At 61.2% G+C, this 16,266-nt stretch carries 11 protein-coding genes and 1 pseudogene; 3 read left to right on the top strand and 9 right to left on the bottom strand.

Going from position 1 to position 16,266, the window contains the following annotated elements; all coding sequences use genetic code 11:
* Positions 1 to 38 precede the first annotated feature (38 nt).
* Both Q1A59_RS15545 and Q1A59_RS15540 read left to right on the top strand, forming a co-directional pair.
* Positions 39 to 1,760, top strand: coding sequence for a penicillin-binding protein 2 (locus Q1A59_RS15545; RefSeq protein ID WP_298400538.1), 1,722 nt, complete (start codon positions 39 to 41; stop codon positions 1,758 to 1,760).
* A gap of 130 nt (positions 1,761 to 1,890) precedes the next feature.
* Entirely contained in the window at positions 1,891 to 3,171 is a 1,281-nt protein-coding gene (locus tag Q1A59_RS15540; RefSeq protein ID WP_298400535.1) for a S41 family peptidase, read from the top strand.
* A gap of 51 nt (positions 3,172 to 3,222) precedes the next feature.
* Here Q1A59_RS15540 and Q1A59_RS15535 read toward each other — a convergent pair whose 3' ends face one another.
* From Q1A59_RS15535 to uvrC, 5 genes are all read right to left on the bottom strand, one after another.
* The gene (locus Q1A59_RS15535; protein WP_298400531.1) at positions 3,223 to 4,260 is read right to left on the bottom strand and encodes an RNA polymerase sigma factor RpoD/SigA; all 1,038 of its coding nucleotides are present in this window, start codon (positions 4,258 to 4,260) and stop codon (positions 3,223 to 3,225) included.
* Between the two features lie 238 nt (positions 4,261 to 4,498).
* On the bottom strand, positions 4,499 to 5,416 hold the full coding sequence (locus Q1A59_RS15530) for a pseudouridine-5'-phosphate glycosidase (RefSeq protein WP_299645213.1): 918 nt from the start codon (positions 5,414 to 5,416) through the stop codon (positions 4,499 to 4,501).
* 54 nt (positions 5,417 to 5,470) lie between these two features.
* On the bottom strand, positions 5,471 to 6,640 hold the full coding sequence (locus Q1A59_RS15525; protein WP_298400523.1) for a DUF58 domain-containing protein: 1,170 nt from the start codon (positions 6,638 to 6,640) through the stop codon (positions 5,471 to 5,473).
* Positions 6,641 to 6,647: 7 nt separating this feature from the next.
* Entirely contained in the window at positions 6,648 to 8,255 is a 1,608-nt protein-coding gene (locus tag Q1A59_RS15520; RefSeq protein WP_298400521.1) for a carboxyl transferase domain-containing protein, read from the bottom strand.
* Positions 8,256 to 8,270: 15 nt separating this feature from the next.
* Complete coding sequence (gene uvrC, locus Q1A59_RS15515) at positions 8,271 to 10,235, bottom strand: excinuclease ABC subunit UvrC (RefSeq protein WP_298400518.1); 1,965 nt, start codon at positions 10,233 to 10,235, stop codon at positions 8,271 to 8,273.
* A 645-nt stretch (positions 10,236 to 10,880) separates the two neighbouring features.
* Here uvrC and Q1A59_RS15510 point away from each other — a divergent pair.
* Positions 10,881 to 11,819: a metallophosphoesterase gene (locus Q1A59_RS15510; RefSeq protein ID WP_298400516.1), complete on the top strand. Its 939-nt coding sequence runs from the start codon at positions 10,881 to 10,883 to the stop codon at positions 11,817 to 11,819.
* Here the strand turns inward: Q1A59_RS15510 and Q1A59_RS15505 are convergent.
* From Q1A59_RS15505 to Q1A59_RS15490, 4 genes and pseudogenes are all read right to left on the bottom strand, one after another.
* Positions 11,785 to 12,657, bottom strand: a complete 873-nt coding sequence (locus tag Q1A59_RS15505; protein ID WP_298400514.1) for a hypothetical protein — start codon at positions 12,655 to 12,657, stop codon at positions 11,785 to 11,787. The genes Q1A59_RS15510 and Q1A59_RS15505 overlap by 35 nt on opposite strands.
* 312 nt (positions 12,658 to 12,969) lie before the next feature.
* Positions 12,970 to 13,779 carry an HAD-IIA family hydrolase gene (locus Q1A59_RS15500; protein WP_298400511.1) on the bottom strand — a complete coding sequence of 270 codons (810 nt, stop codon included), beginning with the start codon at positions 13,777 to 13,779 and terminating at the stop codon, positions 12,970 to 12,972.
* 14 nt (positions 13,780 to 13,793) lie between these two features.
* Positions 13,794 to 15,518, bottom strand: a complete 1,725-nt coding sequence (gene argS, locus Q1A59_RS15495) for an arginine--tRNA ligase (RefSeq protein WP_298400508.1) — start codon at positions 15,516 to 15,518, stop codon at positions 13,794 to 13,796.
* A 122-nt stretch (positions 15,519 to 15,640) separates the two neighbouring features.
* A pseudogene (locus tag Q1A59_RS15490) lies at positions 15,641 to 16,266 on the bottom strand (hypothetical protein); the annotation flags it as partial.

The following is a 16,266-nucleotide window of genomic DNA, read 5'->3' as shown; positions in this document are numbered from 1 at the left end:
CGCTAGCAGTGGAGGAATTGGCGAGGAGTTCTAAACGCATGAGACCGCGCCGTTTTTGGCATGCGCCGGCGCTCGTCTTGGCGCTGGCGTTATTAGGGTACGGCATCTCACTACCGGTTGAGCAAGAATCCCGTTGGTTGCTCTTCCTCTGGATTGGCGGGCCATTGGCCGGGTTAGTGTTGATCAGCCGGTTCAGCGACACCCCGCCGGGCAGTGATCTTGCGCGCACGGTTGCTCGGTTGGGGGCAGTAGTTATGATTGGTTTTCTAATGCTGAGCCTGCAACTGCTCCGCCAACAGTTTGTTCAGGCGGGTGTGATCAGCAACTATATCGTCACGAGTGCCGATGGTAGCACCACCAGCAATGTTCGCCCAGTCTTAGCGACGCAGCGCGTGGTGCGGGGCGCGATTCTCGACCGGCGAGGACGCACGCTCGCCGAGAGTGTCTCGGTCAACGGCATTGCCCGCCGTACCTATCCGCTCGCTGCTCAATATGACATGACCGCCTTTGGGCAGGTGTTGGGGTTTTTTAGCCCTCGCTACGGGCAAAGCGGTCTTGAAGCCACGTACAATGCCTATCTGTCAGGTGAGCGCGGTAACGAATGGCAGATGCTACTTAGTGAATGGACAGGGGAAGGGCAACGGGGTAACTCGTTGACCCTAACGCTCGATGCTGAATTGCAGGCACGGGTTGCAGCGTTGCTTGGCGATCGACGCGGCGCAGTCGTAGTGCTCGATCCGCGTAGTGGTGCAATCTTGGCCCTCGTTAGCCGGCCCGGCTTCGATCCGAGCCAGCTTGTGGTTGATCCGGCAGCGCCCGATCTAGCCGCCGAGCGGCGCCGGGTGAGCGACTATTGGTCTCAGTTGAACCGTGATGACTCTGGGCAGCCATTGCTCAACCGGGCCACGCAGGGTCGTTATCCACCGGGTTCGACCTTCAAGACGGTGACAGCAGTAGCGGTGTTGGAACACCCGCTGCAAGGGCAACCAAACCAGATTACCTGTCCGAATGAATATTTCCCGCAACCTGACGCACCGCCTATCGTTAATGCGGTTGACAACCTCGGCGCGCGGATTGGCGAACCGGCCACCTTAGAGCGGGTATACGCGTTCTCGTGCAATACCGCCTTTGCCCAATACGCCGTGCGGCTTGGTGCCGAGCGTTTGGCTGAAGTCGCGCAACGCTTTAATATCTTCACACCCGACCGGGTGCCCACAGGATTTCGCCCGTTGCGTGATGTGCCGTCTGAGCCGAGTCTGCTGGCGGTGCGGCCTGACTTTCTCGATCAGCCGCGGGCATTAGCCGATACCGGCTACGGGCAAGGGCAGTTATTAGTGACACCGTTGCAGATGGCGTTGGTGGCGGCAGCGATCGCTAACGATGGCGTGATGATGCAACCGTATTTGGTGCAGCGGATCACCCGCCCTGATGGCAGTGAAATCTGGCGAGCGTCGCCGAATGGGATCCGCCGGGTGATGTCGAGCGGGAATGCCCGCCGGATGCGCGACTATATGGCGGCGGTTGCCCAGTACGGTTTTGGCAGCGTTATTTCGCAGTTTGTGCCGCAACCAGTGGGTGGCAAGTCGGGGACTGCCGAGCATGTCCCCGGCGCGCCGCCGCATGCTTGGTTTATCGCGATCGGTCCGATCGATGCCCCGCGTTACGCGGTGGCAGTGATCATTGAGCAGGGTGGCGAGGGGAGCGGCGCAGCTGCCCGCTTGGCTGGCGAGGTGTTGGCGGCGGCCTTTGCAGTGGAATGATGGCGCGCCGGTGATGGGCATGGTACAGACTGGCAAGGTTCGTAGGGTGCGAGACCGAGTTCGTAGCATCACTCACCGTTGGCATACCTCACCCCGTGCCTCTCCCCGCAGGGGGGAGGCTTCAGATTGTATGCGCTGCATACGAACCGTCGTCGTCACAGTTCTCCGTTGGGCAATCCTCTGGGTGGTAGCTGGCAGCCTGATCGCCTGTGGGCGGCAAACCACGGTTCAACCAGAACCAACAGCGACCGCACTGCCAGTGCCGGCTGTTACGGCGGCCAGCGTTGCCACACCAACACCACTCCCGCCGCTTGATGCCACCCTTCGCCAACAGATTTTTACCGAGGTTTGGACGACAATTAATGAGCACTACCTCGACCCTACCTTTAACGGGGTTGATTGGGCCGCAGTGCGAGCTGAATATAGCCCGCGAGCGTTGGCAGCCGAAGATGACTCTGCCTTCTTCAACGTGATCAGCGCGATGGTAGCACTGTTACGCGACGATCATTCGCGCTTTGTGCCGCCGCAGGCGGTGGTGGCCGAAGATCGGCTGACGAGTGGGAGGGAAGAGCAGGTTGGGATTGGGGTCACGACGCTGCGGCTCAGTGATGGCTTGCTGATCCAACATGTCTTTCCAGCGAGTCCGGCGGCGCAGGCCGGTTTGCGCCCGCGTGACCGGATCGTAGCGATTGATGGGCAGACCTTCACGCTCGGTTCGATTGAAGGGCCATTGGGGAGTCGTGTTCGCCTGCTTGTCGCCCAACCAGAGGGTGGTTCGCGCGAGTTGGAGTTAGTGCGCGAACGGGTCGAAGGCCGGATCGAGCCGTTGGTGTTGCGGTTGAGCAATGATATCGCTTATGTAGCCGTTAGCACGTTGTGGGTGCGCGACATGCATGATCAGGTGGCAGCAGCGTTGCAACAACTCGGCGCTGAACGCCCGTTGCGCGGCGTCATCCTTGATCTGCGCAGCAATCCGGGGGGCTGGCGCGATGTCTTGAGCGGGTTGCTCGGCCATTTTGTCACCGGCGAGGTAGGCGCATTTATCAGCCGGAAAGGGGAAATCCCGTTGGTGGTGGCAGCGCGTGATCCCGATCTGCGCGGCCTGCCAGTTGCCGTCTTGATCGATCGCGGCACAGCATCGTATGCCGAGCTACTGGCAGCAATCTTGCAGCGCGAAGCGGGCGCGATTGTCATTGGAATGCCATCAGCCGGCAACACCGAGACGATCTACGCCTACGAAATTACTGGCGGGGCGCGGTTGTGGGTAGCGCAGGAAGGTTTCCGGCTCAATGACGGTTCTGATTTAGAAGGGCACGGGGTGCAGCCTGACGTGCAGCCAACCAGTGACTGGACACGCTTCCGGTTAGAGGCTGATCCATGGGTTGGACTGGCGCTCGAGTGGATGCGGTGAGGGACAGCGGCGAGGGATAGGTTGGCAACCTATCCCCCGCCGGTCACAACCTTATTCAAGATAATCCCGCAGATGCTGACCGACTTCGGGGCTGCGTAGGCGACGGAGAGCTTCAGCCTCGATTTGGCGCGCGCGCTCGCGGGTCATGCCGAGCACGCGCCCGACCTCTTCGAGCGTGCGGCGGCGACCATCAATAAGGCCGTAGCGCAGATCGATGATCCGGCGCTCGCGTTCATTGAGCTGGTCGAGCGCAGCGCACAGATCGCGGCGCAACAACTTCTGCGCGGCCACTTCACCGGGAGTTGGCAGCTCCTCGTCGGTGATGAAATCGCCAAGCGTATGCTCACCCTCATCGCCAACCGGCGTTTCGAGCGAGACGGGCCGGCGTGATGCTTCAAGCACGCGCTGAATGCGCTCGACCGGCTGGCCGAGGGCCATAGCAATCTCTTCGGCGGTCGGCTGGCGCTCGAGCGATTGGGCCAAGCGGTCAGCAATACGCTTAACTTGCCCAACCGACTCACTCATATGCACGGGCAGTCGGATGGTGCGGCCTTGCTCGGCGATAGCGCGCGTGACGGCCTGCCGGATCCACCATGTGGCGTAGGTGCTGAAGCGATTGCCTTTATGGTGATCGAATTTCTCAACGGCCCGCATCAAGCCGATATTACCCTCTTGGATCAGGTCGAGCAGCGAGAGGCCGCGGCCAACATACTTCTTAGCGATACTGACCACGAGCCGCAGGTTGGCCTGAATCAGGTGGCGGCGCGCATCTTCGCCTTGTTGCACGGCTTTGAGTAGTTCACACCGCTCACGTGGTGTGAGATCGGTTGCGGAAGCGAGACGCGCTTCCGCTTCATTCCCGCGCTCGATCCGCTCGGCCAATTCGATCTCTTCGGCAGCGGTGAGCAATGAGACACGACCGATCTCTTGCAGATAGTGCTGTACGGCATCGAGGGATGGCTCGATCCGCTCAACCTCGCTCAGATCGGGTGAGAGCAAATCTTCTTCGTGCCCGAAACGGTCAGCGCGCTCGTGCGTAGAGAGCGGCGCATCTTCGTGTTCCCAGCTTGATGGTCGTCGCTTGAGCATTGGCGGGCACTCCTGCCTGAACTATGCAGCTATGATAGGACAAAATACCATTTATCTCCGCGCAAGCGGAGATGCCATCAGAGGCGCCCAGCACGTAACAAAACGGGGTAACGTGTGAGGATAGAACCGCCAAGGATATGGCGACACTTGCTGCTCTATCTGGTAACAGCGAGTGTTAGTATACGAGTAATAACGCAATTTGTCAAGTACTTTGCACACCATTTGTTCACATGCTCGTTTATCCTAATTCACTGATCCGAACGGCGACTTCAGCAGCGACACGGGTATTGTTTCGCAGCAAGGCAATGTTAGTTTCGATACTTTCGCCGCTGGTCTCTTCGGCCATTGCGGCTAAGAGGAAGGGGGTGACCGCTGGCCCGCGCACCCCTTCCGCTTCAGCGCGCGCCAGTGCGCGTGCAATGGCAGCTTCGACCGCTTCGCGTTCGAGGGCGCTACGTTCGGGGGGCGGCACACAGAGCAGCATACCTCCCGGCGCGGCAAAGGTGCGGTAGCGGCGTTGCATGCGCCACATCCGTGCCGCTGCTAGCGCGTCAGCCGCAACGGCGGCGACCGGTAAGCCGCTATGCGGGGTATAGAACGCAGGGAATTCGTTGGTCTGATAGCCAACTACCGGTACGCCTTGCGTTTCAAGGTATTCGAGGGTAGCCGGCAGGTCAAGGATCGCCTTGGCGCCAGCGCAGACCACCAGCACCGGCGTGCGGCCCAGTTCGGTCAGATCGGCGCTCACATCCCAACTGTGGATGGCGCCGCGATGAACGCCGCCGATCCCACCGGTGGCGAAGACTTCGATACCAGCAGCGGCAGCTAGCGCCATTGTCGCTGCCACGGTGGTGGCGCCATCAACTCGATCAACAATCGCGGCGCTGATGTCGCGCCGGCTCAGCTTGCGCACCTGCTCGCCGCCGGTGGCTAGCCGTTCCAATTCGTTGCCGTTCAACCCGATCACTGGCACGCCTTCGATCAGGCCGATAGTCGCCGGCACAGCCCCCGCTGCACGCACTTCGGCCTCAAGCCCTTCGGCTACGGCCAGATTATGGGGGTAGGGCAATCCATGGCTGATCAGGGTGCTTTCAAGGGCGACGACGGCGTGGGCCTCTTCCAGAGCAGTTGCAACCTCTTCAGCGATGCGGAGCATACGGAACCTCCTGCAATAATGCTGCACCGGTATAAACGACGGGTGGCGGCGCTTTTACGCCTCCGGTACGATAGCGCCGGTGCGATCAATTCGATAGGCAGTCAGGCCATAGCGGCGCGCCAGTAAGATATCGGTTGGCCCCGGTTCGGCCAAGGCTACGGCGATGCGCAAACCACTTTGGCTGAGCGTTGTGAGATCAACCAGCCAGCGTTCATCCAGCGCGGCGGTGATAATCATCAGTGTACCACCCCAGCTCAAGTACCGGTCAGCGGCAATGAGATCGGTAAGGAACGGGCTGCTGCGCTCAGGCTCAATCCGTCCGAGCCGGGCTAAGATCTCGCGGAGATGTTCGAGTTCAGCCGCCGGTGGTAACGGAGCGATGCGATCATCGGTCAGCGGATCGTAGCCGTTGCTGCACAGACCAACCGCTTGGCGGCGGTTCATCAGCGCGGTTGCCAGCGACGCGGCGGCGATCACCGCTCGCTCGCGATCATCACGGGCGAAGCGACCCCGGTAAGCGGTTTCGCTAAACTCAAGCGCGATCAGTGTTTCGCGGGCGATGACCGGCGCCAATTCGCGCACCTGCAACTCGCCGAGCCGGGCGCTGGTCTTCCAATCCATCCGGCGCGGCGAATCGCCGGGACGGTAGGGGCGCACCCCCATCTTTTGCGCCGGATCGTCAAACAGACTTAGGCGCTGCCGTTCGTGGCTGAAGGGCAACCCAGCCGGCAGCGCGAGCAGCGGCAGTGGTACCACCGAGGGAATGATGGTCACCGGGGTCTGCTGCTGTTCGACCAACTGGACTTCGTTCAGATCGAGCACAGCGCCAATCGATATCCGCAATGGCCCAAGCCAGTAGAGACCACGCTGGCGGCTTTGGATGGTATAGCGCAACACCTGTTGTTGGCCGGGTTTGAGACTGATCACCCACCGCTTGCGCGCGTCGGTGCTGAGGGCGGGCGGGATGTCTTCGGTAATGACAAGGTATGGCAGTGGCAAGCGACCCCGGTACGTGATCGTGATCGTGATTTCGCCCGGCTCGTTGGGTGATACTACAAGAGGCGCTTGCCGCCGCCATTCGATCTGCTGACCCGCGATTCGCGGCCAGAGCCACGCGATCACCTGCACACCGATTAAAACATACACGGTCAGGCTGATCACCGGCTTAGAATCGAAGAACAGCCAGATCAGCAGAACGATGGTGATGGCGCGGAGGAAGGTCATCGCGCGCCTACATGCGAAAGACGCCGAAGCGGGTCGGTTGCACCGGCGCTTCGGCGGCGGCAGCTAGACCGAGCGCCAAGACCCGGCGCGTCTCGACCGGATCGATCACGCCATCGTCCCACAGACGGGCGCTAGCGTAGTACGGATGGCCCTCCTGTTCGTATTTGGCTAGAATTGGCGCCATAAACCGCTCTTGCTCTTCGGGAGTCATGTCTTGGCCGCGAGCGCGCAGATTATCGCGGCGCACCGTGAGGAGCACGTTCGCGGCCTGCGTTCCTCCCATAACGCTAATGCGGGCATTGGGCCACATCCAGAGCTGGCGTGGCTGGTAGGCTCTCCCGCACATGCCGTAGTTGCCGGCCCCGAAGCTGCCGCCGATGATGACGGTAAACTTCGGCACATTGGTGCAGCTCACCGCCGTCACCAGTTTGGCCCCGTCTTTGGCGATGCCGCCGTTTTCGTACTGCTTGCCGACCATAAAGCCGGTGATGTTTTGCAAAAAGACGAGCGGAATATTGCGCGCGCTGCACAGCTCGATGAAGTGCGCGCCCTTGAGCGAGCTTTCGCTGAACAGGATGCCGTTGTTGGCGAGAATACCAACTGGAAAGCCTTCGATGTGGGCAAACCCACAGACGAGCGTGGTGCCGTAGCGAGCTTTGAATTCGTGGAAACGGCTACCATCAACGATGCGGGCAATCACCTCGCGCACGTCGTAACTCTGGCGGAAATCGCGCGGCAAAATGCCGTAGATTTCGCACGGATCGTAGCGCGGTGGTTCAGGATCGCGCAGCTCCCATTGGGCGCGCTGGCGCGGCCCCAGATTGGCGACAATATCGCGCACAATCGCGAGCGCCTCGCGGTCGTCGTTGGCGAAATAGTCGGCGACGCCGGAGATCCGGGTATGGACATCGGCCCCGCCCAGTTCTTCGGCGGTGACCTCTTCGCCGGTAGCGGCCTTGACCAGCGGCGGCCCGCCGAGGAAGATGGTGCCGTTGCCCTTCACAATCACCACTTCATCGCTCATGGCCGGTACATAGGCCCCGCCGGCGGTGCAACTGCCCATCACGCAGGCGATCTGGGGAATGCCCTCGGCAGACATCTGGGCCTGATTGTAGAAGATGCGGCCAAAGTGGTCGCGATCGGGGAAGACCTCGCTCTGCAAGGGCAGATAGGCGCCGCCGCTATCAACGAGATAGATGCAGGGCAAGCGATTTTCGCGGGCAATCTCTTGGGCGCGCAGGTGCTTCTTGACCGTGAGCGGGAAGTAGGTGCCGCCCTTGACGGTGGCATCGTTGGCGACAATCATCACCGGGCGACCGGCGACGCGGCCAATGCCGCAGACAATTCCGGCGGCGGGCACCTCTTCCTCGTAGACGTTGTAGGCCGCCAGCGCGCCAATTTCGAGAAAGGCGCTATCGGGGTCGATCAAGGTGTCGATCCGGTCACGGACAAAAAGCTTGCCACGCTCTTCGTGGCGGCGGCGCTGTTCGGAGCCGCCACCCTGCCGGATTTGAGCCAACCGTTCACGCAGGTCGGCAGCCAATGCTTGGTGGTGGGCGAAATTGGCTTGAAAATCGGGGCTGTTGGTTTGCACGTGCGAATGAATGATCGACATCGCTGCCTCCGGCGGCTAGAGCAAACTCTTCAACTCTTCAGCGGCTTTGCGGGTCATGCCGGGCACAGCGGCGATCTCGTCAACGCTTGCCCGGCGGATACCGTCAAGGGAACCAAACGCCTTGAGCAAGGCGCGTTTGCGTTTAGGGCCAATGCCCGGAATCTCTTCGAGCGGTGAGCGCAGAGCGGCCTTATTGCGCAGTTTGCGGTGGTAGGCGATAGCGAAGCGGTGGGCCTCTTCGTCGATACGCTGCACCAGCGCCAGTGCTTTGCTATCGCGGGCCAACACGAGCGGCTCGCTGCCAGCGCGCACCAGATCAAACCGGTTGCGATCGGGGCCTTTGGCCACACCAACTACTGGAATCTGGGCAAAACCCAATTCGTGCAAGGCGGCCTGCGCCGCCGCCACCTGCGCTGGCCCGCCATCAACCAGCAGCAGATCGGGCAGATCGGCCCAGCGTTCGAGCGCCTGCCGATCGGCGTCACTTGTCTCGGTAGCTGATGGCTCGCTGTCGCCTTCGATCTCGACGGCGGCAGCGGCCTGCTGCGCTTCGCCGAGAGCCTCGGCGGCACGGCGGAAACGGCGACTGATCACCTCGCGCAACGAGGCGACATCATTCGCGCCGCTGACCGTCTTGATCTTGAAGCGGCGGTAATGGGCCGGGCGCGGCTCGCCGTGCTCGAAGACGACCATGCTGGCCACCGACTGCTGGCCTTGGGTATTCGAGACATCGTAGCACTCGATCCGGCGCGGCAGGGCAGGCAACTCCAGCAGATCACGCAACTCACTCAATGCCGCGACTGCTCGCTGCTCGGAATTGAGCCACTGCTCGCGAATCTCGCGCAATTTCTGGCGGGCATTGGCAGCAGCCATCTCAACCAATTGCTTCTTCTCGCCACGGCGGGGCACGGTAATCTCGACTCGGTGCCCGCTCTTCTGTTGCAGCCACGACGCGATAATCAGCGGCTCTTCGACATGATCGGCTAGCAACAGGCTCGGCGGAATGCTGGGAGCGTTCTGGTAAAACTGAGTAAGGAACGACGTGAGCAACGCCTCGTCGCTCTCGTCTTCGGCCCCCTGCAAGGTAAATGGTTCGGCGTTAATCAGCTTGCCGCCGCGAATAAAGAGCACCTGCACTACGGCGCTACCGTCTTCGCGCGCAAACGCGATCACATCTTGGTCGGTATCAACCGTGCGCAACACCTGCTGGCGCTCGGAAATCTTGGCGATAGCTTGAATCCGATCGCGCAGATAGGCGGCGCGCTCGAACTCAAGCCGCTCGGCGGCCTCTTCCATCTGCGCGCGCAACTCGCGCACGATTTGGTCACTCTTGCCCTCAAGGAAGCGGCAGACGGAGTCGATCGCCTGCCGGTAGGTTTCTTTCGTCACTAACCCCGGTACACACGGCCCCAAACAACGGCGCATCTGGTGGTAGAGACAGGGTTTGCCGAGCTTGCGGTGGCGGTTGAACTTGTCGTCTTTGCATTCGTAGGGCGGGCGGAAGGCGAACAGGCGATTGAGAATATCAAGGGCATGGTAGACCGAGCCGGCGCTGGCGTAGGGGCCAAAATAGCGCGCGCCGTCGTTGAGCACCTGCCGGGTGGCGAAGACGCGCGGCCACTCTTCGTTGACGGTGACTTTGATATACGGATACGTTTTATCGTCTTTAAGCAAAATGTTATACGGCGGGCGATGCTGTTTAATCAAATTCATCTCAAGCAGCAGCGCCTCTAACTCGCTCTGGGTGACGATAATTTCAAAATCGGCGATATGGCTGACCAGCCGGCGCGTTTTGCCGGTAAGGCTGCGCGGCGAGCCGAAATACGAGCGCATGCGGTCACGCAGCCGCTTACTCTTGCCAACGTAGAGCAAGCGACCGGTGGCGTCTTTCCAAAGGTAGACACCCGGCTGATCGGGCACTAAGCGGAGCCGCTCGAGAAAAGCGGCGTGATCACGCACAGCAGTGTGAGAGAGATCCATACGCGGTAGTATAATCCAAAACGAGCGAATTCTCGGCGAATGTAGCTACCAATGAATGGTAGGGTTGCACCTTCACCCCCAGCCCCTTTTCCCGTGAATGAGGTTCAAGAGCAGACAGAACCTTTGATCTGAGAGAACCCTACGAACCTGCTACGCGGGCTGATGGCCCTTACCCCCGGCCCCCTCTCCCCCCCGACGGCGGGCGAGGGGGAGCTGCTGCAACGCGGGAGAGGCATAGCTGAGCCGAACGCAGCAGCGCCCCTTTCCCGCGCTGGCGGGCGAGGGGACAGGGGTGAGGTTGAGCCAGCACATCCCAAAGCCATAAACCGTATCTTCGCTCAGGTTTGCTGTCCGCGCTTGAAGTGAACTGGGAGAGGGGGAAGGTACGGCCAGCGATGACGATCCAGTCACAATGTCACGTGTTACCCCTCATATTCAGGTATTATTCATCTTCGTGGTATATTGTCAATGGCGAGGGGGCGTAATGGCGCAGGATGGGCTGCATGATGAGACAGACCTATCCTGCGCGCTATTTGTGGCGGTGGTCGTCCGGGCGGGGTGATAGGTGCTGGCTCGTGATGACGCCGCACGGCGGTGCGGCTCTACAGAGGGATGATATTCTGTCACCACATGACAGGTGTGGATATGGCATCGATTATTTCATCATCACAACCGACAACGAAACCAAAACCGCAACCGCGGTTGCGCTATTCGCCGCGCTGGATCGGGGTCGGGCTAGCGGGCGGGGTGCTGGCCGGTGTGGCCAGTGTTTACGGCGGGCCGGTGGTGGCGGCGGCGCTGGTCGGGGCAGGAGCGGCGGGGGCCGGTTATGCACTGGCGATTGAGCCGCGGCGGTTGCAGTTGGTCGAGCATGAATTGCCATTTGCCGATTTACCCGCCGGTCTTGATGGGTTGACCATCGGCCAGTTGAGTGATCTGCACCTCGGCCATCGCTACAGCTTTGCTAATGCTCAGCGCGCGATCGAGCATCTGCTGGCGGCGCAGCCGGAGCTGATCGTGTTGACCGGTGATCTGGTGCAGACGCGGGCGGCCATTACGCGATTGCCGGAGGTATTGGGTCGGCTGCGCGCACCGCTTGGCGTGTATGCCGTGCCCGGCAATCACGATTACTGGGAAGGGATGCCGCACATTGCCGAGCTTTTGCGCGAGCATGGAGTGCAGCTGCTAATTAATCGCCACCGGTTGATCGAGCGCAATGGCGCGCGGCTGTTGCTGGCGGGGGTTGATGATCACTGGGATGGGCAGCCTGATTTGGGGTTGGCATTGGGTGGCGCGCCAGATCACGACTTTCGCCTCTTGCTGGCGCACTGCCCCGATATTGCTGATGAAGCAGCGGCAGTCGGTTTCCACCTGCAACTTTCCGGGCATACCCACGGCGGACACGTGCGCATACCGGTTCTCGGCCCGCTTTGCCTGCCGCGGCACGGCTGGCGCTACGATATGGGCCACTTCCGCGTCGGTGCGATGCATTTGTTCGTTACGCGCGGGGTAGGCGGGCTACCACTACGCTTTGGCTGCCCACCTGAAGTTAGTCTGCATCGCTTACGTCGTGCCGGCGCTTGAATTGGCGGCGGATGAACTGCCACATCGCGCGCACCCGGCGATCACGCCACAAGAGCAGCAATCCTAGCGCAACGAGCGGGATATCCGGCCAGAGGCTGATCGGCGGCGTGCCTTGGCGCAATGATGGTAAATTGGCGACCAACCAGATGCAGAATGCGCCGAGGTAGCCGAGCGGGCCGGCCTTGATGCCGATCATCAAGGCCAGTGTGAGCAAGGCTAGTGGCCAGCTTGCCGGGTGTTCGGGAATGTGGCCGAAGAGCAGTGGTACGATCAACACAATCACCCCGGATACCGCTAACACGATGGCGATCCAGCGGCGCAAGCCGGTGGGTTGTTCAAAGACGAGATCGTTGCGATAAGGCGCTGGCGGCGGTGGAGTTAGTTCAAGCAAGTTAGAGGGCGGGGCAAAGTCGTAGCGTTGAGCCTGCCACGCGAGGGTGAGGCCGGTTTGGGCGGCTTGGGCGGCCAAGGCTGCTAATTCCGGCAGGCCGGCTAAGGGCGGTGGCAGTTGGGCCAGATCGGTTGGTGCGGCGGGGAGATAGATTGCCATATCCGCCGGCACTTCAACCCGCTGGCGAACAGTCATTGCACAAAGAATGCCGTATACCTGCCGGCCGCGGTAGGGATCGATCAGCATCGCATCGCGGAGTGTCAGCGGGCCAACCGCACGTTGAATCCATGCCGTCAGTAACTCATCGAGCAGGGCATGGCCGTCGGGGTCAAGTACCTGATCGAAGTCGCCGGCGCGCAAGCGAGCGCGAATCGCTTCGGGTGATTGGGTGCGGATGATTTCGATCACCTGTGCGCGGTTATAACTGACAATAGCAGGTTGAATCATAGCTGTGCTCTTGTGCTTGCGTCTGGCCCGGTAGGGTCAGGTTCGACGCCCAGCCTTTTGGCGTCGGCTTATGCATGCGTAGCCCTCTGGGTGGAATGGTGGCATGGAGCTAACCCATGTATGATAGCGCAGAGCGGTGCGGGTGTGTGCAGGTGCCGAGCATGAATGCTTGGTCTATGTATCTAGGCCACTCTCCCGCCGTGAAGAGGGAATAGTTTACCGCAGAGGACGCAGAGGATGATACCAATTCCCCTGCGTCCGTTGTTGGAGCCGACCAGCCGTCCGGCTCGCCAGCGTCGTGGCTATCCGTTTCTATGACCCATGGCTCGCCGCCGCTCGCCAGCGGGCCAAGAGATCGGGCAGATCGGTGACGATGAGATCAGGATGGATCGGGCCGGAAGTCGCTTCCGCCGCTGTGCTGACGCCGGTCAAGACCAATACCGATGGCATACCGGCGGCGATTGCGCCAGCAATGTCGGTGTCGAGCCGATCACCGACGACGAGGGTTTGGGCTGGGGTTACGCCGAGCATAGCCGCACCGATCAGAAACATCGTGGGAGCCGGTTTGCCGATGACCAGCGGCGTAACATCGGTGGCGGCGCTGAGAGCGGCGGCGATCGCACCGGCGCCGGGGATCAGTCCCTCTTCGCTGGGAAAGGTGCGGTCGGGGTTGGTGGAAATGAAGCGAGCGCCGCGCCGGATGTGCAGCGTTGCCCGCTTGAGCTGCTCGTAGGTGAGCGTAAAATCGGCCCCCTGCACGACCAACTCCGGCGCGTGATCATCCTCGACGAAGTGAGCGTCAGCGAAGAGCGCCTCGCGCAAGCCTTGCATACCAATCACAAACACTCGCGTGCCGGGTGGGTACTGCTCGCGCAGATAGCGGGCCGTGGCCTGTGCCGACGTGATCACGCGCTCAGCCGGCAGCGCGATGCCCATCGCCGCTAGCTTGGCCTCGTACTGCTGCGGCGTCATCGAGGCGTTGTTGGTGATGCAGGCGAAAGCGATCTGGCGTTCGGTCAAAAACTGCCACAGATCGGCTACACCGGGCAGCGGGGTTTGCCCCCGGTAGAGCACGCCATCCATATCGAACAACACGGCGCGGATGGTAGTGAAAGCGAGCATGCCCATCTCCCTTGTTACATTCGGTCGGGCGCGCGGATGCCCAGTAGGGCCAAGCCATTACGCAGAGCATTAGCCGTCGCTGCGACCAATTGCAGCCGGGCGGCGCGCAGGGCTGGCGTTTCGGCGCGCAAGACAGGGCACTGCTCGAAGAAGATACCGAATTCGCGGGCAGTGGTGTAGCACCAGTCGGCGATGACGAACGGCGCGTAGCGCGCGCCGGCCTCGCGTACCGCTTCGTGCAGGCGGGCCAGATGGCGGATCAGACGTTGCTCGCTGGGGTGGGTGAGCAAGGCAGGATCGGCAGCAGCCAGCGTTGCCCCTTCCTCGGCAGCGCGGCGTAGGATCGAACGGCAGCGCGCGTGCGAGTATTGCAGGTACGCTGCGCTATTGCCCTCGATCGAGAGCATGCGATCCCAATCGAGGGTGATGTTGCGGCGCGGGTCTTGATACAGATCGTTGTAGATCACCGCGCCAATGCCCACTGCCTCGGCGATAGCGGCCCGCTCTGCAGGCGGCAGATCGGCGCTCTTGGCATCGACCAAGGCGCGCGCTCGCGCTACCGCGTCGTCGAGCAGGGTTTCGAGGTAGACCATATTGCCCTTCTTGGTCGAGAGGGGCTGGCCATCGGGTGTGGTAATCACGCCGAAAGGTACATGCACCAATTCGACATCGCGGGCATAGCCCATCGCCCGCACTATCGCGAAGAGCTGGCGGAAGTGTAGTTCTTGGCGGGCATCGACCACGTAAATGATGTGTGACGGGTTAAACGCTTGGAGGCGGAATTTAATCGTGGCGATGTCGCGGGTCATATAGACGGTGCCGCCATCGTTGCGCTGGATGATAAACTTGGGCAGCTTATCGAGTTCGGCCACCACCGCGCCATCAACATCGCGGAAGGCTGCTTCGGAACGAAGCGCCTCTTCGATTACACCGGGCAGCATCGCCTCGTAGAAGCTTTCGCCATAGGCGTAATCGAAGCGGATGCCGAGCCGGTCGTAGTTACGCTGCGCCGCCCGCAGCGAGAGATCAACGCACCACTGCCAGAGCTCGCGGGCGGTTGGATCACCCTGTTCGAGCGCCAGCGACCAGCGTCGGGCCTCGTCTTCGAGGGCGGGATTGTCTTTCATCTCGGCGTTGTAGCGGGCATAGAGCGCCTCAAGTTCGGCCATCGCCGCTTCACCCTCGTTTTGCGGACGGCCATAGCGTTGCATTGCGGCCAAAATAATGCCAAACTGCGTCCCCCAATCGCCGAGATGGTTGTCGCCGATCACGCGATAGCCAAGCGCGCGGAAGATATGCACGAGCGCCTGTCCGATGATCGTCGAGCGGATGTGGCCGACGTGCATGCGCTTGGCGATGTTGGGCGAGGAATAGTCGATCACCACCGTGCGCCCGGCGCCATCGGCCACAGTGCCATACGCTTCACCGGCGGTCTCGATCTCGGTCAAGACAGCCGCCGCCAGCCGTTGCGGGTGCAGCGAGAAGTTGAGAAAGGCGCCGGTGGCCGTCACCTCACCGATCAGTGAGCTGGCGGGCGGCGCGATAGCGGCAGCGAGTTCAGCGGCCAGCTTTGCCGGATCAACGCCGAGCGTCTTGGCTGCCTTAAACGCGACAAAGGTGCGGTCGGCGGGAATATTCGGTTTAGGGGTTGTAATCTCGATAAGCTCGACCGGCACTTTGCCGGTGGCGGCAATCGCGTCTGTAATTTCGGTAATGAAGCGTTCGAGCGCGTAGCGCATAGTTCTGCTCCCTTATGCAATTCCGGCCTTTAGTATACCGTATCTTGCGCGGAACGCAGCGAGCAGCCGTCAAGACGTAATGTGCGCACAAGGCAAACCCTTGCCGGGCCGTTGCATTCTCTCTATGCTGCCGGCAAGATTGGCGGCGGTTGCGGCGTATACTGCTCGACGAAGAAGCCGCGCAATTGGCCACGAGCCGGGCTCGGACTGGTCTCGAACGCGATCAATTCGCACCCGCGCATATCGAGGGTGATAGTCTGCGCGCGACCGGGGCTATTCATATCGTAGAGGCTGATCACGCTGGTATCGGGGCTAGTTTCGTCGTAGCCAATCGCCAGTACTTGATGATTATCAAACGGCGAGCGGGAACTGCCGATTAAACAAATCGGCCATGGCTCGCCGGCGTCGATCTTGGCCTTCAGCGTGCGCCATTGGGCTTTGGTGCGTTCGAGCAGCCAGCCCGGACCGGCGAACGGCAATGGCATATGCAGCATTACCATCCACGCCAACAGTTGCGGCGCATTGGTGACAAAACTCTCGACCTGCCGCTGCCAGAGATAGTCACGCAACGCGCGCGAGCGAGGCGAGTCATCGAGTGGCAGATCGTTCCAATCCTTACCGCGCGGCAATGGCGTACCCGCGCGAAAATAGTCGGCAGCGGCGAACGCCATGCCGCCGCACATGCCATAATGGGTCGGCAGGTTGGCATCGGCCCACATATCGGCCACTCGCTGCACCATCCCGCTAA

The organism is uncultured Chloroflexus sp. (genome assembly GCF_937951745.1).
GTDB lineage: Bacteria > Chloroflexota > Chloroflexia > Chloroflexales > Chloroflexaceae > Chloroflexus.
The sequence above is the reverse complement of the archived record's forward strand: the minus strand, read 5'-3'. Positions and strand labels throughout refer to the sequence as shown.

Excerpts from the sequence above, each read along its gene's own strand:
- Q1A59_RS15540 (WP_298400535.1), top strand. The coding sequence starts at position 1,891 with ATGCGCTGCATACGAACCGTCGTCGTCACAGTTCTCCGTTGGGCAATC.
- argS (WP_298400508.1), bottom strand. The coding sequence starts at position 15,518 with ATGCGCTACGCGCTCGAACGCTTCATTACCGAAATTACAGACGCGATT.
- uvrC (WP_298400518.1), bottom strand. The coding sequence starts at position 10,235 with ATGGATCTCTCTCACACTGCTGTGCGTGATCACGCCGCTTTTCTCGAG.
- Q1A59_RS15500 (WP_298400511.1), bottom strand. The coding sequence starts at position 13,779 with ATGCTCGCTTTCACTACCATCCGCGCCGTGTTGTTCGATATGGATGGC.
- Q1A59_RS15520 (WP_298400521.1), bottom strand. The coding sequence starts at position 8,255 with ATGTCGATCATTCATTCGCACGTGCAAACCAACAGCCCCGATTTTCAA.
- Q1A59_RS15510 (WP_298400516.1), top strand. The coding sequence starts at position 10,881 with ATGGCATCGATTATTTCATCATCACAACCGACAACGAAACCAAAACCG.
- Q1A59_RS15525 (WP_298400523.1), bottom strand. The coding sequence starts at position 6,640 with ATGACCTTCCTCCGCGCCATCACCATCGTTCTGCTGATCTGGCTGTTC.
- Q1A59_RS15505 (WP_298400514.1), bottom strand. The coding sequence starts at position 12,657 with ATGATTCAACCTGCTATTGTCAGTTATAACCGCGCACAGGTGATCGAA.
- Q1A59_RS15545 (WP_298400538.1), top strand. The coding sequence starts at position 39 with ATGAGACCGCGCCGTTTTTGGCATGCGCCGGCGCTCGTCTTGGCGCTG.
- Q1A59_RS15535 (WP_298400531.1), bottom strand. The coding sequence starts at position 4,260 with ATGCTCAAGCGACGACCATCAAGCTGGGAACACGAAGATGCGCCGCTC.
- Q1A59_RS15530 (WP_299645213.1), bottom strand. The coding sequence starts at position 5,416 with ATGCTCCGCATCGCTGAAGAGGTTGCAACTGCTCTGGAAGAGGCCCAC.